Here is a 19,496-nt window from a genome sequence, read left to right as displayed (position 1 = left end):
AGCCTGATTTATCTGGCTATGCGACTTTGCTATCGCTTGCATGTGCATGGGCGTTATCACCTCCCCAAACGCGGCGGTGCGCTGGTTGTGTGCAACCACGTAAGCTTTATGGATGCTCTGGTCTTGGGGGGCGGTAGCCCTCGGCCACTGCGTTTTGTTATGGATCAGCCAATTTTCGATTCGCCTTGGCTCAAGTGGTGGTTTCAGCTTGTCGGCGCTATTCCCATTGAGTCCAAGCGGCGTAGCCCCGGCGCCTTGCGGCGTACGCTGGATGAAGTGAGCCTGGCACTGCGCCGAGGGGAAGTCGTTATGGTATTTCCGGAAGGGCGGTTAACGCCAGACGGTGATATCCATACCTTCAGACGCGGGCTGGAAACTATTCTGGCACGCGATAATGTGCCGGTGATTCCTGCCGGGCTGGCAGGCTTGTGGGGCTCCTGGACATCACACTACAACGGTAAAGCGCTGAAAAAGTGGCCAAGCCGCTTTAGGGCGCCGGTTAGCCTGCATTTTGGCCCACCCATTAATGTGCAAGAGGTGGATGGGGTTACGCTGCGTGGCTATTTGGAAACGCGGGTGCGAGCGCTAAAAGTGGCCGCCGATAAAGATATTGACGCGCGCTAACGCGCTTCATGTCGTCCCCAGTGCTGTCCATTTCAAGTGCTATCTGTCTCAAGTGCTGTCAGGGCTGGCGTCTTGGAAGACGCACGTTTTGCCAGCAGCGGGCAGAGGTGATCAGGTTGTCGCGGATCTCCAGTATTTCCATACGGATATTGTTAATTTGCAGGCTGGCGGGGCCTTCGGGGAACGCTTCAAGGTGCTCTAAAATCAACCCGTTCAGGGTCTTGGGACCATCGGTTGGTAAGTGCCACCCCAGCATTTTATTGATTTCACGGATGTTGGCCGTACCCTCAATGACATGGCTGCCGTCGTCCTGCTGATGAATCTCTTCATCTTCCGATACGTCCGTGGTGAACTCGCCAACGATCTCTTCCAGAATATCTTCAAGCGTTACCAACCCTTCGACATCGCCATACTCATCTACCACGATACCGATACGCCGCTTCTGTTTTTGAAAGTTAAGCAGTTGGGTATGGAGCGGTGTGGACTCAGGAATAAAGTAGGGTTCGCGTGCTTCCTGGACAATTGCCGCCTTGGTTACTTCGTCACGGGATAAAAAGCGCGCGGCATTGCGCAAGTGCAGCATGCCGATGATGTTGTTGATATCGCCTTTATATACCGGTAAGCGGGTGTGCTGGCTGGTACGAATTTGGGTCAGAATATCTTCCAACGAATCGTCCAGGTCAATCCCCAGCACTTCATGGCGCGGCACCATAATGTCGTTGACCGTGACATTCTCAAGATCCAGGATCGACAGCAGCATGGCCCGGTGGCGGTAGGGAATCAGCGTGCCGGCCTCATGTACCACGGTACGCAGCTCGTCGCGGGTAAGGTTGTCGCCGCCATTCTCCACGCTTTTCACGCCCAGTAGGCGCAGTAGGCCGTTCGAGATCATATTCACCAGCCACACCAGCGGATAAAGCAGCTTCAAAAGCGGCTCCAGCGCCATAGAGCTGGGGTAGGCAATACGCTCAGGTTTAATCGCCGCGTAGGTTTTGGGGGTAACCTCGGAAAAAATTAAAATAGTAATCGTTAAAATGGCAGTAGAAATCGCCGGGCCTGATACTTCGCCGAAAAAGTGAATAGCGATGATGGTCGCAATGGATGCCGCAAGATTATTGACGAAATTGTTGCCGATTAGAATGACGCCAATCAAGCGGTCAGGGCGGGTAAGTAGGCGCATGACCCGTTTGGCGCGCCGATCACCGCTGTTGGCCTGATGGCTCAGGCGGTAACGATTAATCGACATCATGCCGGTTTCAGAGCTAGAGAAAAATGCCGATAGCAGTACCAGTAAGCCAAGAAGGCCGAATAGTAATCCCAAGGGGAAGTCGTCGCTCAAGTCGAAAATTCCTTTATGCCGTATCAAGCACGGTTTGTAGAAGCTAGAAGAAGGTGTGTCAAGACAGCCATAGCCGTGTATATGGGCTTAGCGATTGAGCAGTATCTCAAGCACAAACTTACTGCCAAAGTAGGCCAGTATCAAAAGCGTGCAACCACCCAGCGTCCACCGTACTGCGCGCATGCCGCGCCAACCGAAACGATAGCGGCCAATGAGTAGGGTTGTGAAAATAACCCACGCACCTAACGAGAGAACGGTTTTATGTAATAAATGCTGGGCAAAAATATTATCAAGAAAGATAAAGCCGCTCACAATCGAGAGCGTTAGTAGCAAAATGCCTGCCCAGACCAACTCAAACAGGACGCGTTCCATCGTGGTTAGCGGAGGAAGCGACTGCACGATACCGCGAATATGGTGATGGCGTAGCGCCTGGTTTTGTAATCCCACCAGAATTGCCTGTATCGCTGCAATCGCGAGCATGGCAAACGCCAGCGCGGAGCTAATGGCATGCAGCAGAATGCCGGGTGTCAAGCCGGTTTGGCTAGTGTGGCTGGGGAGCCAGGTGGCGGTAATCAGCGCGACACCCGCTAAAGGAAAGAGAACGATGCCGACGTTAAGCACCGGCTTGAAAAGGCTCGCTATCAACAGCACATTAACGGCGACCGCCATGAAAAGCGTCGCGCTGGTGGTAAACCCAGGCAGAAGGCCTGGGGATTGCCCCATCAGTTGGACGACCACCGGGATATGGAGCAGCAGGCCCAAGGCGCCCAACAGGCGCACCATGCCTTGGCGTGGCGGCACGCGGCGAAAAAGGGTCATGCCCTGCCAAGTGGCAGCAGCGACATAGAGTACAAAAGCGATCGTGGCGAAAGGCAGCGCCTGCATGATGCTATCCGTGCGCGCATTTCGCGCGTTGCAGTAAAAAACAGTTAAGTTAACGTGTACCGACTACTATAACCAATCAAAGCAGTATCGCACAGCCATCGTTAGCCCGCGCGGACAGTCATGGAGACTCAAGGCGTGAGCGCGTATAATCCATGCACATCAGTCCAGGGGCGTAGGCCCGGCGACAGCGACGGAGGCAGAGAGGCCCCATGTTTCAGAATCTCAGTGAGCGTCTTTCCCAGACGTTGAAGTCGATTAAAGGTCAGGCGCGCCTGACCGACGACAATATCAAAGATACCCTGCGCGAAGTGCGCAAAGCGCTGCTTGAAGCCGACGTAGCGCTGCCGGTCGTCAAGGCCTTTATCGAACGCGTTCGCGAGCGGGCGGTTGGGCAAGAGGTGTCCAAGAGCCTATCGCCCGGTCAACAGTTCGTCAAAATCGTCCAGCAGGAGCTGGAAGCCATTATGGGCGAGGCCAACGAAGGCCTAACCCTCAAAGGCTCGCCAGCCGTTGTGTTGATGGCCGGTTTGCAAGGGGCGGGTAAAACCACGTCGGTAGCCAAACTTGCCCGCTACCTGCGCGAACGCGAGAAGAAAAAAGTCCTGGTGGTGTCGGCCGACGTTTATCGCCCGGCAGCCATCGACCAGTTGGAGACGCTGGCCAAAGAGGTTGAAGTCGACTTCTTCCCGTCGCGCTCTGACCAGAAGCCTGTTGATATTGCCGAAGCGGCGATCAAACACGCCAAAATCCAGTTCCACGATGTGGTGCTGGTAGATACCGCGGGTCGCTTGGCAATTGATGAAGCCATGATGGCGGAGATCCAGGCGCTGCATAAGGCGATCTCACCGCAAGAAACGCTGTTCGTCGTCGATGCGATGACTGGCCAGGATGCGGTTAATACCGCGAAAGCATTCCACGATGCGCTGCCGCTGACCGGGGTTATCTTAACCAAGGCTGATGGTGATGCGCGTGGCGGTGCGGCGCTGTCGGTACGTCATATTACTGGCAAGCCCATCAAGTTTATGGGGGTGGGCGAGAAAGTTGACGCTCTGGAGCCCTTCCACCCGGATCGTGTGGCATCACGCATCCTCGGCATGGGCGACATGCTGTCGCTGATTGAGGAAGCCGAGCGCACGGTTGATAAAGACAAAGCTACCAAGCTTGCCAGCAAGGTCAAAAAAGGCGATGGCTTTGATCTGGAAGACTTCCGCGACCAATTGCAACAGCTCAAAAAGATGGGCGGCATGGGTGGCCTTCTGGGCAAGCTACCCGGCATGGGGCAAATGGCCGAAATGGCCCAGGGCCCCGGCCCTGAAAAGGAGCTGGGTAAGCTTGAAGCGCTGATCAACTCCATGACGCCCAAGGAGCGCCGCGCGCCGGATATTATCAACGGCTCGCGCAAGCGCAGGATTGCCGCCGGTGCTGGCCTGCAGGTGCCCGACCTGAACCGTCTGCTCAAGCAGCACAAGCAGATGCAGAAGATGATGAAGAAAGCGGGCAAGAAAGGCGGCATGCAGAAAATGATGCGCGGCATGTCCGGCATGATGGGCGGCGGCGGAGGTCCTGGCGGTCCAGGTGGAATGGGAGGCATGGGCGGTGGCGGTATGGGTGGCCCCGGCGGCCTGCCCTGGCGCTAAGCACACGCCTGGAACCTGGTGGCGAGCCAATTAAAGGCCCGCACGCTTTAAAAGCCAGCACCCTTCGGTGCTGGCTTTTAGGTTATATGGCGCAGGTGAACCAGAACGCTGCCATCTGGCTGGCAGTCATGTAGCGGATAGCTGTAAGGCACATCGCTGAGTGTCGGGTTCGCTTGGCTGCCCGGCACCAGGTCGTATTGAAACGCAGGACTGCCCGCAATGGCGCTGTAGTGTTGCCCCCACAAGGTGTGGAAGGGCTGATGAATATGCCCACATAGAATGCGTTTGGGAGACGCGCTGATAATAGCCTCGAAACGCTCTCGGCCCTCGATCAGGCTGTAGTCATCCCAGTGAGGGTTGCCCGTCATAAAGGGCGGGTGATGCATCACCAGGAACGTTAACGGCTGGGTATGGCGAAGCTGATTTTCCAGCCAATCCAGGCGTTCGCTACATAGCGCGCCTTGAGGTTTGCCAACAATAATTGAGTCCAGGCCCAGTAACGTGACACCGACTGCTTCCACACGGGAGTGCAGAAACTTGCCTGGCTGCAAGCCCGAAAGTCGGTCACCCAGCACTGCGCGCATGGCTTCACGCCGATCGTGGTTGCCCGGGACGGCCAGAATGGGCATTTCCAGTGGTGCCAGCAAGCGGCGAATCAGTCGATAGTCGTCTTCGGTCCCGCCGTCGGCCAGGTCACCGCTGATCACAACAAGATCGGGCGGTGGGCTAAGCGACACAAGGTCGCTCACGATACGTTCAACCACGTGGGCGATATCCAAACGTGACTCGCCGGTTTCAGACTGTGTAGTAAACACATGAAGGTCAGATAAATGGGCAATCAGCATGTACAGAACTCGATAACATGACGCGGGCCGTTAACGGCCCACGCGTGACAGGACATCGGCTTTTAGAAAACGCTCGATGACCAACATGAAGCCGACCGACGGGATCAGCAAAATCAACGCAGTAATGGCCGCCACCTGATAGTTGCCACCCATGGAGGCGTTAAACATCAACAGTGGCAGCGTGGTAATTTCCGGTGCGCCGACAAAAAACGTCCCGGTGAACTCATCAATGCTGTCGAGGAATACGAAGATGGACGCGGCAAGCAGGCCAGGCAGCGCCTGGGGCAGGGTGATACCGGCAAACGTACGCAGCGGAGAGGCACCCAGGTTGCGGGCCGCTTCTTCCAGCGAGCGGTCCACCGTAGAGAATGCGGCGGTCGCGATCCAAACGGCATATACAAGGCCCGGAAGCGAATGCACCAGCACTACGCCAATTAGCGTTCCGTTGAGCCCCCACTGATAAAAAATGGCGGCGATATTGACGAAAATCGGCAGATTGGGAAATGCCTGGGGCAATAAAAAAAACAGCATAATCACATTACGCGCGGGTAACGCCTGACGTGCCAGGGCGTAGCCTGCAGGAATGGCCAGCGCCATTGAAAGTATAACGGCGGAAAAGGCAACCAGTACGGTATTGAAAAGCGATGTCCAAGCGCCGGCACGTGGGCGGAACACGCGCTCCCAAAAGGAAAAGCCCCAGCCGGTAGGCAGTCGATTCGGGTAAAACCACTGCTCGGCAAAGGCCCAAAGAGCAAGATTCAACAGCGGCCCGAAAACAATAAAGGCAACCACGCCCAGTAAAAGGCCCAGCCCTATCGGCGAAAGTGCGCGGGTGATACTCATGAGGTCACCTCGCGGCGCAGGGTCAGACGCAAATAGATCCATGCGGTTACCGCCGTTAACGCGTAGGAGAACAGCCCCAGCGCATTGGCGACGCCGTAGTCACCGTAGTACGTGATTCGATGGGCCATCATTGAGGTCATCATGGTGGGGTTACCGGCAATCAGCATCATCGGTACCGAGAGGACCGAAAGCATCGCGACCAGCGACAGAATCAACCCGACCCAGAGGGTGGGCGCTGCCTGAGGCAGGATAATGCCGAAAAGGCAGCGCAGGCGGCTCGCGCCCATGTTGCGGGCGGCTTCAATATGGCTGCGGTCAATCGCGGCCATGGCACCGGCCAAGAGAAGCGTCACAAACGGGATCTGTTTCCAAGCAAAGGTCAGCACTAATCCTCGCCAATCCAAAAAGCTCTGCGCGCTCTCGGGCATCATTAGGCCTGTTTCGATCAGTACGCCGTTCATCATGCCGTTGGTCGATAAAAATGAGCGGGCAATCTGACCACTTACTACGAATGGAATAAACAGCGGCCAGCGGTAGAGCCAGCGCAATAAGCGAACGGCCCAGGGCGTGGTGCCCAGCACCAGATAACCTGAAATCGCAATGGAGATAACGGCGATGAGCGCAAGTGCTGCTGATACGACGCCGATAGAGAACAACACGTCGCGGCCATACAGCGAAAAGGCGCGAACGAGGTGGTCGGTGGTCCAGCCGCCATCACTGCTACGAAAAGCTGTCACCAGCGAGCGTAGCAAGGGCAGCGCATAGAGCAGCGTAATCGCGGTTAGCGCAGGCAGAACCAGCAATATACCCAAGCTTATTCGCGGGAATCGCTTGCCAGACATCGCAATGGGATAGGTTGAAGAGGGCGAAGTCGTCATAAACGCTTTCCACAGTGAAGGGGGCGCGAAGGCCCCCGGGTAATGATCATCAAAGCGTTATCATCGAGCGCTTGATCGTCCAGCGCTTAGCGGCTGACGTGGCTTTCATAGGCTTCGAGAATGGCACGGAAGTAATCCGCTTGCGGCATGGAGCGGCCACGTTCAGCAAGTGTCTCTGGCGATACGTCAGCATAGAGCTGAGCCCACTGTTCGTCGCTCAGTTCACTGCGAACGTGCTCGGCATCAATACCGGGGAACCAGTTAAACGTGCCGACAATACCTTCAGCCTGTACCTCAGGGCTCGTTGCCAAAGCAATGAATTCAGCCGCCAACTCAGCATGCTCTGCGCGCTCAGGAATCGCGTAGTACATCGGCTGGCCGGGCATGCCGGGTTCGAGCAGTAGCAGGCGGAAATCGGGGTTGAGGCGACCATCGGTCATCCAGGTGTAGTACATGTCCATCCACACCGGGCCCATGGCGATTTCGCCGCGGTTCATGGCGTCCATGGTGCCCGCATTGCCGGGTGTCAGGGTGACGTGCTGGTTAAAAGTACGCAGCTGATCAAGTGCTGTTGTCCAGTGCTCAGACGCGCCCTCTTCCCAAGGACCGTTTTGCAGCGTGTCGGCCATGTCAGTAAAGGCGTACATCCAGCCGAAGACAAAGCCTACGCCTGCCATGCCGCCGGTGATGCCGTTATAGCCAAACTGGTCGGGGTTCTCCTCAACCCAGTCGGCAAGCGCTGCGTAGCTTTCCGGCGGCTGTTCTAAAAGGGCCGGGTTGTAGGCGATGGCAATCTGGCTCTGAAACATCGGCATAACATAGCCTTCGACATCAACGCCCAGCGCATTACGCGCGCTGTCCGCGCTGACCAAATCACCGGTTTCAAGCGCGCCGGTATAGGTGCTTAGTAAACCTTCTTCCACCATCTGCCCGGCCATGCGCTGGTGGATGACTGCAACGTCGACGCCCCACGTCTCTTTATCACGCTGAGCGCTTAGGGTTTCGTAAATAGCTTGGCTTCCTGCATCGCCGGGGCCGGTGCCCATGGCGCGGACGCTGACATCCGGATGCATGGCTTCAAAGCGAGGAGCGAGAAATTCATTAATGTACTCGACCATGTTGTCGTCGCCTGCCGTAAACACGTTAAGCGTTGTGGCGGCCATGGCGGGCGCAGTGATGGCGCTGGCGATCAGGCTGAGCGTAAGGGCGAAGGGTTTCATGCAATATCCTCTTGTCGATCAAGTGGCGGCAGATGCCGATCGTCCGGCCCGAAAGGGATCAGGGCCGATTGCGGTACCTGAACAACGGCAAAGGTACCCGGAGCAATAGGAGTGGCCGACGTAGCACAAAGCTCAGTCTGTTCGGCACAAAGCGATATCTGATAGCCATCGCCGGTATAAACGCATTCAGTGACCTGCCCTTTGCGCGTCAGCATCGCAGGGTGCTGGGGGGCATTGATCAAAGCGTTACGCGTACGAAAGCCAAATGTGGTGGCAGCAGAGGCAATTGCGGGGTCCGAGGTTTGCCGAGTAACGGTGTTATCCACACCCAAAAAGCGTGCGGCGGCCACGTCAGCTGGCTGGTGATAAAGCGTTTGGGGTGGCGCTACCTGCACGACATGGCCGCCGCGCATCAGGACGATCTGGTCGGCCATTTGGAGCGCTTCTTCCTGGTCGTGGGTCACCATGATAGTGGTGATACCCAGTGACTTCTGTAGGCGGCGTAGTTCGCTGCGTAGGCTGCGCCGAATCGCGGCATCCAGGTTGGAAAGTGGCTCATCAAGCAGTAATAAAGGTGGGTCGATAATTAGCGCACGCCCCAAGGCAATACGCTGGCGCTGCCCGCCGGAGAGTTGAGTGACCGCACGGCTTTCAAAACCACCAAGCTCCATACGCTCCAGCATGACGGCAACTTTTCGGGCGCGCTCCTCGCGAGGGACGCCGCGCAGTTTCAGCGGGTAGCCAAGGTTTTCCCCCACGCTCATATGCGGCCATAGCGCATAGGACTGAAACACCATGGCGGTCTGGCGCTTTTCAGGTGGCAGGTGGGTGATAGACCGTTTGCCCAAGCGTATGTCGCCACGGCTTAGAGGCGTGAAGCCAGCAATGGCGCGCAGCAGCGTCGTTTTTCCGCAGCCGGACGGACCCAGCAGGCAGGTGAAGCTTCCTGGCGCGACATCAAGATGGATGTTTTCCAGAATGCGTTTCTGCCTGAGGTCAATCGTCACGTCATTGAGCGTCAATGCCTCGGTGCTCATTCTCGGGGCTCCATAAAAGGTAGAAGACGAATAACAAGCGTAATTTTTGAACGCGCGTGCAAAATTTTAATAAGGTGATTTTACGAGGCGTTGATGACGCTTTGATGTACATTTTAAAACGCTTAAAAGGCAACCAAGGGGTGCTAGGATGGCGGAATTATCTTGTTGATTGAGCGGTCATCATGTTGAAAAACACCCGAGGCGCTGGCGCATGCCGATACGCGTAACCGCCGATGATGTAGCCCAAGCGGCAGGCGTATCTCGCGCCATGGTCTCACGCGCTTTTACAGCCGGAGCGTCGGTGTCGGCAAAAAAGCGCGAACACGTTTTAGCCGTGGCTCAGGCGCTGGGTTATCGGCCCAATCTTATCGCTCGGGGGCTGACGGGGCGTAGCACTGGATTGATCGCGGTGGTGGCCGGAGAGATATCGCGTCCTTATGAGGCTTGGCTACTTGAGCATTTGGTGTTTGAGCTCAGCTCCCGTGGCTATCAGCCGCTACTATTGCCAGCGTTGCGCGGCGGTAACGTCACCGAGGTGATCGACCATGCGCTGGCCTATCAGGTTGAGGGGGCTATTGTGGCGGCAGGCTCGGTGAGTCGCGAGATCGCCGACCGCTGCCGGGCTTCAGGGGCGCCGCTGGTATTGATTGGACGCGTGCTGGAAAGCAGTGGGGCTGATGCCGTGTGTTGCGACAATATAAAAGGTATGCATTTGCTGGTGGACCGGTTGGTCCAGCAAGGGCGCCGACGGATTGCCTGGTTGGGCGGCACTGAGGATACGTTTTCTGACCAGGAGCGCAGGCTGGGCGTCGAGCAGGCGCTGAGCCACCACGGCTTGGCGTTAATGGCCGTGCACCGGGGAGATTTCTCGCTGCAAAGTGGGCTGAATGAAGGGCTGGCGCTGCTGGATGCCGGACAGTCATTGGATGCAATTATCTGCGCCAACGATGCCATGGCGCTGGGCGTTGTCGAAGCCGCTGCACAGCGCGGTATGCGGGTGCCGGATGAGATAGCGGTTACGGGGTTTGACGATGTTCCAGGCGCTGCTTGGGGGCGCTGCCCTTTAACGACGGTGCGTAACCCGGTACAGGAAACGGCTCTTGAGGCACTGCGCCTGCTTGAAGCAAGAGTAAAGACGCCTACGCGCGCCACGCAGGTCGTGAGAGTTGGCGTGACGCTTGTTGAGCGTGTCAGTGCTTAGCCGTTAATGCAGTGGTTGACGTATTGTGAGTTTTCTGGCTGTCAGGCTTTCCAATCAGGGCGCATTTGCGTAGAATGCGGCCTCTTCATGCGTGGGTGTTGGCAAAATATGTGTAAGCATTGCCGCCACATCCGGTTGTGAAGGCCTAAAATGGTACAAAGCAGCCACTTATCTTCAAGTGAGCCGCGTATCAAGAAAATAGTATGATGAGTGTTCTGGTGGCGGTTTGCGCTATTTTCCACTCTCGTAACCTCAACCGAAGGATAGTTATCGTATGGTTACCATTCGTTTGGCACGTGGTGGCGCCAAGAAGCGTCCCTTTTATCACCTGACTGTTACTGACTCGCGTAACGCCCGTGACGGCCGTTTCATCGAGCGTATCGGCTTCTTCAACCCGGTTGCCCGTGGTCAGGAAGAGCGTCTGCGCGTTGATCTAGAGCGTGTTACTCACTGGCAGAGCCAAGGCGCCCAGCTGTCTGGTCGTGTTGCTGAGCTGGTTAAAGAAGCGCGTAAACAGGCGTAAGTCTGTTCACGGTAGAATCTGGACTGCTGTACGTTGAGGTCGTCGATGACGCGTTTTGAAACAAGCCAAACTGACGACACGCATGTGGTGTTAGGCAAGCTGACTAGCCCCCACGGGGTGCAGGGTTGGCTCAAGGTGTATTCTTACACCAGCCCCATGGACAGCATTTTGGATTACCCCGAATGGTGGGTGCGCCAAGGGGAAACCCTGACGCGAATGACCATTGTTCAGGGACGTCGGCAAGGTAAAGGCCTTGTTGTGCAGATTAAAGGCGTGGATGACCGCAATGCCGCTGAAGCACTGGCGCAAGCGGATATTTTACTGCCCAAAGATGCACTGCCTACACTGGCAGCCGATGAGTATTACTGGCATGAGCTTGAAGGCTTGGCTGTCTTCACTCAAGCCGGCGAGCGGTTAGGACGGGTAAGCTACCTGTTTGAAACCGGCGCCAACGATGTCATGGTGGTTCGCGGCGATGACGACGCGATCGACAAACGCGAGCGGCTACTCCCGTTTTTGCCTGATGACGTGATTGTCGAAATCAGCCTTGAAGATGGCCGTATGGTCGTTAACTGGGACCCTGAGTTTTGATCAATGACGAAGCGGCCGATGTGCAAACAGCGGTGCTTGGCAATGATGTGGATACGCCCGCTATGTGGATCGGCGTAGTATCGTTGTTTCCTGAAATGTTCGATGCACTCACCCAGCAGGGCGTAGTAGGTCGGGCGATAGAGAAGCAACGTATTGCCCTGGAGTTCTGGAACCCGCGAGATTACGCCACCGACCGCCATCGCAGTGTGGATGATCGCCCTTATGGCGGCGGCCCGGGTATGTTGATGAAAGTCGATACACTCCGTGGCGCTATCCACGATGCCCGTGAACGGGCACATCAAGCCACCGGCCAAGTGCCTACGGTGATCTACCTTTCGCCCCAAGGGCGTAAGCTTGATCAAAAAGGCGCTCAGGCATTAGCCGCTGCTGGCCCCCTGGTGGTGGTGGCAGGGCGCTATGAAGGGATTGATGAGCGTGTGGTGGAGAGTGACATCGATGAAGAGTGGTCGATTGGCGACTATGTGCTGAGCGGCGGTGAGCTGCCCGCCATGGTGCTGATTGACGCAGCGGCGAGGTTGGTGCCCGGTGTATTGGGGCATCAGGACTCCGCTATCGAAGACTCGTTTAATGACGGTCTTTTGGACTGCCCGCACTATACCCGTCCAGAAAGTATCGACGGGCGCCAGGTGCCGGATGTGCTACTAAGCGGTAATCATGCAGCCATCAAGCGCTGGCGGTTGAAGCAGTCGTTAGGCCGCACATGGCAGCGCCGTCCCGACCTGTTAGAAGGGCGCGTGCTTAATGCCGAGCAACAGCAGTTGCTGAACGAGTTTATCGAGGAACACGCTCTGTCTGCCAAGTAGGTTATTTTCAACGACCTGGTGCAGAGCGGCGGTGCAGGACGGAAAGGGCACGTCGTCTACATATCGACGGCAAGCCTACGGACCTGTGTCACCCATAACGACTCCCGTGTGGCTCGATTCGAGCGCCGGGATCACGGTTTGCCCCTTCCACAACTGCGTGGCAAACCATTCCGTTATTTAGGAGTATGAAGATGAGCAGCAAGAACAAGGTGATCCAGGCGATCGAAAACGAGCAGATGGGCAAAGAGATTCCTTCTTTTGCGCCGGGCGACACCATTATCGTTCAAGTAAAAGTCAAGGAAGGCACCCGCGAGCGTCTGCAGGCGTTTGAAGGTGTTGTTATTGCCAAGCGTAACCGTGGCCTGAACTCCGCTTTCACCGTACGTAAAATTTCTCACGGTGTTGGCGTTGAGCGTACTTTCCAGACCTACAGCCCGCTGGTTGACTCTCTTGAAGTCAAGCGTCGTGGTGACGTGCGTCAAGCCAAGCTGTACTACCTGCGTGAGCGTAGCGGTAAGTCAGCACGTATCAAAGAAAAGCTGTCCTAAGCGACGCTTTCTCGGGCGCGCACTGTTCTTGACGTACGTCTTGGGCACGTGTCGCACCGGATACCAGAACCCCGTCACCGCTTTGCGGGGCGGGGTTTTGTTTATGTGTTCATATACTCAGCAGGAGACGATTAACGTATGAGCGTCATTGATGCTTTCCTGGACGCCCTTTGGTTAGAGCAAGGCGCCAGTGATCATACGTTAGCCGCCTATCGGCGCGATTTAATCGCGTGGCAGCACTACCTGGTAGCAGAAGGTGAGGATATATTGTCTCCCACAGGGCAGCGGCTTCCCGTATGGTTGGATGCCCGCCGAGAGCAAGGCTATCAACTGCGAAGCAATGCCCGGCTGTTATCAAGCCTTAGAAGTTTTTATCGCTGGGCACGCTTACACGGGCATGTGGTTAGCGACCCGCTGGTGGATGTTAAGCTTCCCAGAGTGCAGCCAGGCTTGCCCAATACGCTGGAAGAGGCGGAGGTCGAGCGCCTGCTGATGGCGCCTGATGTTGATACACCGCTGGGCGTGCGCGACCGCACCATGCTGGAGCTGCTGTATGCCTGTGGACTGCGCGTATCGGAGCTTGTGTCGTTAACCGGCGATGCGGTGAACCTGCGCCAAAATGTGGTGCGTGTGCGTGGTAAGGGGGATAAAGACCGCTTGGTGCCCATGGGGGAAGAAGCCGCAGATTGGCTTGCGCACTATATGAAAACGGCCAGACCTGCGCTGATGAGCGACCCGACCAGGTCAGCGCTTTTTCCAGGGCGCCATGATAAAGCCATGACGCGACAGACCTTCTGGCACCGTATAAAAGCGCATGCCATCACGGCTGGTATCTCGCGTCCGCTGTCTCCGCATACGCTGCGGCATGCTTTTGCGACACATTTATTGAATCATGGGGCCAATTTACGGGTCGTACAGCTGCTGTTAGGCCACAGCGATTTATCTACGACTCAAATTTATACGCATGTTGCCCAAGCCCGCTTGGAGCATTTACATGCCGAACACCATCCGCGAGGTTGAAGATAGAATGCGTCAACGTACGGTTACTCCTTCTTTACGCACGGCATTACTCACGCTCGCCATCGCCAGCGTTTTGCCGGTCGCCGCTCACGCAGATGCCGTCACGCAACGACTGAGTGAGTCGCTGAGCGTTAATGGTCAGCCGATGCCGGTTGAGCACGTAACGACGACCCCGATGGAAGGCATTTACCACGTGCGTCTGGAAAGCGGCGAGTCATTCTACACCAATGCCGATGGCAGCCACTTTTTGGTGGGTGATCTTTTCGAAAATGCCGAGACGGGGCTGGTCAATTTAACCGAGCAGTCCAAAAATCAGGAGCGAGTTGCGGCACTGGCAAGTATCCCCGAGTCTGAGCGCGTTGTGTATCGCGGTGTCGATGAGCCAAAAGCCACCGTGGTAGTATTTACCGACCCCACTTGCCCCTACTGTGAGCGTCTTCACGAAGCCGTGCCTGAGCTTAATGAGCGCGGGATTGCGGTACACTATTTAGCATTCCCACGGGCGGGTATGGGCAGCGATGCGGCGACCTCCATGCAGCAAGCCTGGTGTTCGGATAATCGTAGTGAAGCGATGACCCGTGCCCAGCAGCGCCAGCCGTTATCGGGGCCTTCGGATTGCGATAACCCGGTGGCTGAGCAGTATGAGCTGGGTATGGCGCTGGGTGTACAGGGCACGCCCGCGATTATTCTGCCCGATGGCCAAATGGTACCAGGCTATGTACCGCCAGAAAGGCTTGCCGTCATGTTAGGCTTGGGCGACGTCTAAGCCTGATCTGGCAGGCGCTTTGAAACAGGCGCCTGGCAACAGAAACGTAGCAACAGAAACATAGCAATAGGCACGCCCAACAAGTGCCCACCAATAGAGAGCACCGTTAACGAGCGGTGACGCTGAGACACTGAATTTAAGACCAGGCGCCAAGGGCGCCCACCACGAAAGGGGATGTATTTTGAAACCGGTAAGAGTAGGCATTTGTGGGCTAGGCACGGTTGGCGGCGGCACGTTCAATGTATTGACGCGCAACGCTGATGATATTGCACGCCGTGCAGGCCGCCCTATTGTGATTGAGCAGGTGGCTCATCGCAGTATTCACCCTGACTGCGATATTACCGGTATTAACGCAACCACCGATGTTTTCGAGGTGGCAACTAACCCTAACGTTGATGTGCTGGTCGAGCTGATTGGCGGCTATGACATGGCGCGTGAATTGGTACTCACCGCGATTGCCAATGGCAAACATGTGGTCACTGCTAACAAGGCGTTGATTGCTGTTCACGGTAATGAAATCTTCAAGGCGGCTCATGAAAAGGGCGTTATCGTCGCCTTTGAAGCCGCCGTTGCAGGCGGTATTCCGGTTATCAAATCGCTGCGTGAAGGCTTGGGTGCCAACCGCATTGAGTGGGTGGCAGGCATCATTAACGGCACCGGCAACTTTATTCTGACGCACATGCGTGACGAAGGCCGAGCCTTTGAAGACGTACTTGCCGAAGCGCAGGCACTGGGTTACGCCGAAGCCGACCCCACGTTTGACGTGGAAGGTATCGATGCGGCGCACAAGCTGACCATTCTGGCCTCGATTGCTTACGGTGTACCGCTTCAGTTTGAAAGAGCCTTCACCGAAGGTATTTCACGGATTACTGCTGAAGATGTCGAGCAGGCCGATAACCTGGGCTACGTTATTAAGCACTTGGGTATTTCCAAGCGTACCGACCAGGGGCTTGAGCTACGCGTTCACCCCACGTTGATCCCCAAAGAGCGTTTGCTGGCCAATGTGCATGGCGTCAAAAACGCCATTGCCATCATGGGTGATGCGGTAGGTCCCACGCTTTACTACGGTGCCGGTGCGGGTGCTGAACCAACGGCTTCCGCCGTGGTTGCTGATGTGTTGGATGTGGCTCGTGATATTACAACTGCCCACCACTATCGCGTGCCCTATTTGGCGTTCAGCGGTATTGATGAAGATGTCAGCCAACTGCCGATTATGCCGATGGAAGACATCATTACGGCGTATTATCTGCGCCTGTTGGCGGTGGACCGCCCTGGTGTACTGGCCCGCGTGGCCACCATCCTTTCGGAGCAGGGCATCTCTATTGAGGCACTGATCCAGAAAGAGGCAACCGAAGGCGAGCTGGTGCCGATTATTTTGCTGACGCACCGCACCAAAGAGAAGCAGATGAACGAAGCAATTCGTGAAATCGAAGCGATGGCCGATATCGCCGGACCGGTGACACGCATCCGCGTGGAAAGCCTGAGCGAAGGGGAGTAACCCACTATGCGCTATATCAGTACGCGTGGGCAGGCGCCCGCGCTCTCGTTTGAAGAAGTCGTACTAACCGGTATGGCCAGCGACGGCGGCCTTTACGTGCCGGAAGAGCTGCCCACCCTCTCGAAAGAAGCGCTGGCCGATATGGCCGGGCTTTCTTACGCCGAGATTGCTTTTCGGGTCATGAAGCCGTTTGTAAACGGCGAGATCGACGACGACACTTTCCGCACCATCGTGACCGACGCGTATTCCACCTTCACTCACGATGCGGTGGTGCCGCTCAAGCAGCTCGACGCCAATCACTTCCTGCTTGAGCAGTTCCATGGCCCGACGCTGGCATTTAAAGACGTCGCGCTACAGCTTTTGGGCCGCCTGTTGGATCACTTTTTGAAAAAGCGCGGCGAGCGCGCGGTGATCATGGGCGCCACCTCGGGCGATACCGGGTCGGCGGCGATTGAAGGCTGCCGCCACTGCGACAACCTGGATATCTTTATTCTGCACCCGTACCAGCGAGTGTCCGAAGTGCAGCGCCGCCAGATGACCTCGGTGCTGGCTGATAACGTCTTCAATATTGCTATCGAAGGCAATTTTGACGATGCTCAAGCCATGGTCAAGGCAAGCTTTGCCAATCAGGACTTCCTGAACGGTACGCGCCTGGTAGCGGTCAATTCGATCAACTGGGCGCGCATCATGGCTCAGATTGTTTACTACGTAGCGGCGGGTGTGGCGTTGGGTGCTCCGCATCGCGAGGTCAGCTTCTGCGTGCCGTCGGCCAATTTTGGCAACGTGTTTGCGGGCTACATGGCGTACAAAATGGGGCTGCCGGTCAAGCAGTTCATCATTGCCACCAACTCCAACGACATTCTGCACCGTACGCTGGCCGCCAACGACTTCTCCAAGAAGGAGCTTGAGGCAACGCTCGCACCTTCCATGGATATCGTGGTGTCGTCGAACTTCGAGCGTCTTCTGTTTGATGCTTATGAGCGTGATGGCGCCGCCGTGGCGGCACTGCTGGAGCGCTTTCAGCAAGAGCCCACCGCACTTGCCGATGCGCCGCTTGCCAAGCTGCGCGAGAAGTTCTCAAGTTTTAGTGTGGACGATGACACCATTCTGGACGTCATTCGCGAAGCGCATCACCGTACTGGTGAAATGCTTGATCCGCATACCGCCACGGGCTACCGCGCTGCTGAGCGTGTTCGCGCTGATCACTCAACGCCGATGATAACGCTTGCCACCGCGCACCCGGCCAAGTTTGCTGAAGCGGTGGTAAAAGCAGGTTTCCAGGGCGTACCGCTGCCCACGCATATGGATGATTTGCTGGAGCGTGAAGAGCGCTACACGGTATTGCCAGCTGAGCTGAGCGCCGTGCAGCAGTTTGTGGCGGATAACCGTCGTTAACTCATGATAACTGCTTTGCCAGATGCCAATCCGCCTGTTACACCTCAGCACACCACGCAGCTAATGCTGGAGCCTCGTCCGCTGGACGAGGCTGTCTACGCCCGTGCCCAGGCACAAGGCTTGAGCGAGCTTCAGGCGCGCCTTCTCGCCTCACGGCTGCCCGGCTATCAGGGCGAGCTGGCCCCGCTGGTAACGCCCAGCCTGCGCTACCTGGCCCACCCGGAAAAGCTCGCCGATGGGCGCCGTGCCGCCGAACGTATTGCTCAGGCGGTTGCGGAGGGTGAGTCCATCGGGATTTTGACCGATTACGATGTGGATGGGATTACCTCCCACGTCGTCATTCGCCGCACACTGGTTGAGCTGTTTGGTGTGCCCGAGCACAAGCTGCATAGCCTGATTGGCCACCGTATTCACGATGGCTACGGGATCAGCTTGCCGTTGGTTGAGCGCACGCTGGCGCTTAAGCCATTTCCGACCCTGGTGATTACCGCCGACTGCGGAAGCAGCGACGAGCCGCGTATTGCGCGACTCAAAGCGGCAGGCATTGACGTGGTGGTCAGTGATCACCACGCGCTGCCGTTGGAAGGCCCGCCCGCGTCGGCCTACGCCTGCGTAAATCCCACCCGTGACGATTGCACTTATCCAGATAAAACCATCGCCGGGTGCATGGTGGCGTGGCTGTTGATGTCGTTGGCGCGTGGCGTATTGGTGGAGTGGGGGGCCTTGCCCGAGGCTACGCCCAAGCTTTCGCCGTGGCTCTCTTATGTGGCGCTGGGCACCGTGGCGGACTGCGTGTCGCTGGGCGGAAGCCCCGCTAACCGCGCCGTGGTGAGCTATGGATTAACTCTGATCAACCGCATGGACGCCGCCTGCTGGCGCGCCATGGCCGCACGCCTGGGCGCGGACAGCGTGCCGTTTAATGCCGAAACGCTGGCCTTTCAGATGGGCCCGCGGATTAACGCGCGCTCGCGGCTGGATGACCCTTACGCTGCGCTACATTTCATGCTGGCCGAGAGTGACGCCGTCGCTAACCGTCAGTTGGAAGTGCTGGACCAGGATAATCAGTCGCGTAAGGCGATTGAGGCTGATATGGCCGAAGAGGCACGGGCGCTGGCCGCCAGTGCGCTGTTAGCCGATGAGCCTGCTGTGGTGGTGTTTCTGGAAGATGGCCACCCCGGCGTTCAGGGCATTGTGGCCTCCCGGCTGGTGCAGTCTTACGGGCGCCCTGCGCTGGTGCTGACGCAGGCGGCGGCACCCAATATGCTTACTGGTTCAGGGCGCTCAATCGATGGTTTGCACCTGCGCGATGCGCTGCAGCGTACCTTTGAACTTGCGCCTGAGGCGCTGCAGCGCTTTGGTGGGCACAGCGGTGCCGCAGGAGTGGGCGTTCCCCGCGAACAGCTGGACGTGTTTAAACAGGCGTTTCTCAAGGCCGTAGCGGAACAGCTGGAAGGGCGTTCGCTCTATCCCCGGCTATGGACGGACGGCGAGCTTTCCACCGCGCAGCTCTCTCTTGCCACGCTTGAGGAGATCGACGCGCTGGGCCCCTATGGGCGTGAATTTGACGCACCGCTTTTTGAAGGGCGTTTTATCGTCGAAGCGCTGCGCCCAGTGGGTGCCGATGGCGCGCACTTGATGCTTGAGCTCTCCATGGGTGCCATCACCTGTAAAGCAATCTGGTTTCGTGCCTTAACGCCAGGTGAGCTGCCCGCGTTCGCCATCGGCGACACGCTGCACTGCGCTTACAAGCTTAACCGTAACCGCTGGCGGGGGCGGGAGTCGTTGCAGTTGATGGTTGAGCACGCAAGCGCAGTTTAAAACG

At 57.0% G+C, this 19,496-nt stretch carries 19 protein-coding genes; 12 read left to right on the top strand and 7 right to left on the bottom strand.

Features of this window, described 5'->3' with window-relative positions:
* Nucleotides 1-18: 18 nt before the first annotated feature.
* Nucleotides 19-624: a 1-acyl-sn-glycerol-3-phosphate acyltransferase gene (locus FKN99_RS14495; protein WP_216658108.1), complete on the top strand. Its 606-nt coding sequence runs from the start codon at nt 19-21 to the stop codon at nt 622-624.
* A 58-nt stretch (nt 625-682) separates the two neighbouring features.
* Here the strand turns inward: FKN99_RS14495 and FKN99_RS14490 are convergent, their stop codons facing one another.
* The gene (locus FKN99_RS14490) at nt 683-1,963 is read right to left on the bottom strand and encodes an HlyC/CorC family transporter (protein WP_172118542.1); all 1,281 of its coding nucleotides are present in this window, start codon (nt 1,961-1,963) and stop codon (nt 683-685) included.
* 87 nt (nt 1,964-2,050) lie between these two features.
* Nucleotides 2,051-2,848 (bottom strand): cytochrome C assembly family protein, encoded by a 798-nt coding sequence (locus tag FKN99_RS14485; protein ID WP_087110110.1) that lies wholly within the window; start codon nt 2,846-2,848, stop codon nt 2,051-2,053.
* A 209-nt stretch (nt 2,849-3,057) separates the two neighbouring features.
* On the opposite strand from FKN99_RS14485, the gene ffh reads away from it, so the two are divergent.
* On the top strand, nt 3,058-4,485 hold the full coding sequence (gene ffh, locus FKN99_RS14480) for a signal recognition particle protein (protein WP_172118541.1): 1,428 nt from the start codon (nt 3,058-3,060) through the stop codon (nt 4,483-4,485).
* Between the two features lie 77 nt (nt 4,486-4,562).
* On the opposite strand, the gene FKN99_RS14475 is transcribed toward ffh, so the two are convergent.
* The 5 genes from FKN99_RS14475 to FKN99_RS14455 all read right to left on the bottom strand — a co-directional run bounded on the left by FKN99_RS14475 (nt 4,563) and on the right by FKN99_RS14455 (nt 9,308).
* The gene (locus FKN99_RS14475) at nt 4,563-5,330 is read right to left on the bottom strand and encodes a metallophosphoesterase (protein ID WP_172118540.1); all 768 of its coding nucleotides are present in this window, start codon (nt 5,328-5,330) and stop codon (nt 4,563-4,565) included.
* Nucleotides 5,331-5,360: 30 nt separating this feature from the next.
* Entirely contained in the window at nt 5,361-6,173 is an 813-nt protein-coding gene (locus FKN99_RS14470) for an ABC transporter permease (protein ID WP_172118539.1), read from the bottom strand.
* On the bottom strand, nt 6,170-7,051 hold the full coding sequence (locus FKN99_RS14465) for an ABC transporter permease (RefSeq protein WP_216658100.1): 882 nt from the start codon (nt 7,049-7,051) through the stop codon (nt 6,170-6,172). Before FKN99_RS14465 ends, FKN99_RS14470 begins: the two co-directional genes overlap by 4 nt.
* 86 nt (nt 7,052-7,137) lie before the next feature.
* Complete coding sequence (locus tag FKN99_RS14460) at nt 7,138-8,271, bottom strand: extracellular solute-binding protein (RefSeq protein WP_172118538.1); 1,134 nt, start codon at nt 8,269-8,271, stop codon at nt 7,138-7,140.
* On the bottom strand, nt 8,268-9,308 hold the full coding sequence (locus FKN99_RS14455) for an ABC transporter ATP-binding protein (RefSeq protein ID WP_172118537.1): 1,041 nt from the start codon (nt 9,306-9,308) through the stop codon (nt 8,268-8,270). The genes FKN99_RS14460 and FKN99_RS14455 overlap by 4 nt, the downstream gene beginning before the upstream one ends.
* A gap of 211 nt (nt 9,309-9,519) precedes the next feature.
* Here FKN99_RS14455 and FKN99_RS14450 point away from each other — a divergent pair, with 211 nt between their 5' ends.
* The 10 genes from FKN99_RS14450 (at nt 9,520) to FKN99_RS14405 (ending at nt 19,492) form a co-directional block, all read left to right on the top strand.
* Nucleotides 9,520-10,509 carry a LacI family DNA-binding transcriptional regulator gene (locus tag FKN99_RS14450; protein WP_172118536.1) on the top strand — a complete coding sequence of 330 codons (990 nt, stop codon included), beginning with the start codon at nt 9,520-9,522 and terminating at the stop codon, nt 10,507-10,509.
* Between the two features lie 274 nt (nt 10,510-10,783).
* The gene (rpsP, locus tag FKN99_RS14445; protein ID WP_009724081.1) at nt 10,784-11,032 is read left to right on the top strand and encodes a 30S ribosomal protein S16; all 249 of its coding nucleotides are present in this window, start codon (nt 10,784-10,786) and stop codon (nt 11,030-11,032) included.
* Nucleotides 11,033-11,077: 45 nt separating this feature from the next.
* Nucleotides 11,078-11,623 carry a ribosome maturation factor RimM gene (rimM, locus tag FKN99_RS14440; protein ID WP_172118535.1) on the top strand — a complete coding sequence of 182 codons (546 nt, stop codon included), beginning with the start codon at nt 11,078-11,080 and terminating at the stop codon, nt 11,621-11,623.
* Between the two features lie 62 nt (nt 11,624-11,685).
* Nucleotides 11,686-12,447 carry a tRNA (guanosine(37)-N1)-methyltransferase TrmD gene (trmD, locus tag FKN99_RS14435; protein ID WP_172118559.1) on the top strand — a complete coding sequence of 254 codons (762 nt, stop codon included), beginning with the start codon at nt 11,686-11,688 and terminating at the stop codon, nt 12,445-12,447.
* A gap of 191 nt (nt 12,448-12,638) precedes the next feature.
* Nucleotides 12,639-12,995, top strand: coding sequence for a 50S ribosomal protein L19 (rplS, locus tag FKN99_RS14430; protein ID WP_087110090.1), 357 nt, complete (start codon nt 12,639-12,641; stop codon nt 12,993-12,995).
* A gap of 138 nt (nt 12,996-13,133) precedes the next feature.
* Complete coding sequence (gene xerD / locus FKN99_RS14425; RefSeq protein WP_172118534.1) at nt 13,134-14,015, top strand: site-specific tyrosine recombinase XerD; 882 nt, start codon at nt 13,134-13,136, stop codon at nt 14,013-14,015.
* Entirely contained in the window at nt 13,990-14,781 is a 792-nt protein-coding gene (locus FKN99_RS14420) for a DsbC family protein (protein ID WP_172118533.1), read from the top strand. The genes xerD and FKN99_RS14420 overlap by 26 nt, the downstream gene beginning before the upstream one ends.
* Nucleotides 14,782-14,962: 181 nt before the next feature.
* Nucleotides 14,963-16,279, top strand: a complete 1,317-nt coding sequence (locus FKN99_RS14415) for a homoserine dehydrogenase (RefSeq protein WP_172118532.1) — start codon at nt 14,963-14,965, stop codon at nt 16,277-16,279.
* Nucleotides 16,280-16,285: 6 nt separating this feature from the next.
* Entirely contained in the window at nt 16,286-17,674 is a 1,389-nt protein-coding gene (thrC, locus tag FKN99_RS14410) for a threonine synthase (protein WP_172118531.1), read from the top strand.
* Nucleotides 17,675-17,737: 63 nt separating this feature from the next.
* The gene (locus tag FKN99_RS14405; RefSeq protein WP_172118558.1) at nt 17,738-19,492 is read left to right on the top strand and encodes a single-stranded-DNA-specific exonuclease RecJ; all 1,755 of its coding nucleotides are present in this window, start codon (nt 17,738-17,740) and stop codon (nt 19,490-19,492) included.
* The last annotated feature ends 4 nt before the right edge of the window (nt 19,493-19,496 follow it).

Origin of the sequence: Halomonas hibernica, assembly GCF_013183775.1 — a bacterium.
Classification (GTDB): Bacteria; Pseudomonadota; Gammaproteobacteria; order Pseudomonadales; family Halomonadaceae; genus Vreelandella; species Vreelandella citrativorans.
This window is presented reverse-complemented; position numbering and strand designations above follow the sequence as displayed.

Bases quoted from the DNA above. Each gene is read 5' to 3' on its own strand.
- FKN99_RS14495 (WP_216658108.1), top strand. From the start codon at position 19: ATGCGACTTTGCTATCGCTTGCATGTGCATGGGCGTTATCACCTCCCC.
- FKN99_RS14485 (WP_087110110.1), bottom strand. From the start codon at position 2,848: ATGCAGGCGCTGCCTTTCGCCACGATCGCTTTTGTACTCTATGTCGCT.
- ffh (WP_172118541.1), top strand. From the start codon at position 3,058: ATGTTTCAGAATCTCAGTGAGCGTCTTTCCCAGACGTTGAAGTCGATT.
- FKN99_RS14475 (WP_172118540.1), bottom strand. From the start codon at position 5,330: ATGCTGATTGCCCATTTATCTGACCTTCATGTGTTTACTACACAGTCT.
- FKN99_RS14470 (WP_172118539.1), bottom strand. From the start codon at position 6,173: ATGAGTATCACCCGCGCACTTTCGCCGATAGGGCTGGGCCTTTTACTG.
- FKN99_RS14465 (WP_216658100.1), bottom strand. From the start codon at position 7,051: ATGACGACTTCGCCCTCTTCAACCTATCCCATTGCGATGTCTGGCAAG.
- FKN99_RS14460 (WP_172118538.1), bottom strand. From the start codon at position 8,271: ATGAAACCCTTCGCCCTTACGCTCAGCCTGATCGCCAGCGCCATCACT.
- FKN99_RS14455 (WP_172118537.1), bottom strand. From the start codon at position 9,308: ATGAGCACCGAGGCATTGACGCTCAATGACGTGACGATTGACCTCAGG.
- FKN99_RS14450 (WP_172118536.1), top strand. From the start codon at position 9,520: ATGCCGATACGCGTAACCGCCGATGATGTAGCCCAAGCGGCAGGCGTA.
- rpsP (WP_009724081.1), top strand. From the start codon at position 10,784: ATGGTTACCATTCGTTTGGCACGTGGTGGCGCCAAGAAGCGTCCCTTT.
- rimM (WP_172118535.1), top strand. From the start codon at position 11,078: ATGACGCGTTTTGAAACAAGCCAAACTGACGACACGCATGTGGTGTTA.
- trmD (WP_172118559.1), top strand. From the start codon at position 11,686: ATGTGGATCGGCGTAGTATCGTTGTTTCCTGAAATGTTCGATGCACTC.
- rplS (WP_087110090.1), top strand. From the start codon at position 12,639: ATGAGCAGCAAGAACAAGGTGATCCAGGCGATCGAAAACGAGCAGATG.
- xerD (WP_172118534.1), top strand. From the start codon at position 13,134: ATGAGCGTCATTGATGCTTTCCTGGACGCCCTTTGGTTAGAGCAAGGC.
- FKN99_RS14420 (WP_172118533.1), top strand. From the start codon at position 13,990: ATGCCGAACACCATCCGCGAGGTTGAAGATAGAATGCGTCAACGTACG.
- thrC (WP_172118531.1), top strand. From the start codon at position 16,286: ATGCGCTATATCAGTACGCGTGGGCAGGCGCCCGCGCTCTCGTTTGAA.
- FKN99_RS14405 (WP_172118558.1), top strand. From the start codon at position 17,738: ATGCTGGAGCCTCGTCCGCTGGACGAGGCTGTCTACGCCCGTGCCCAG.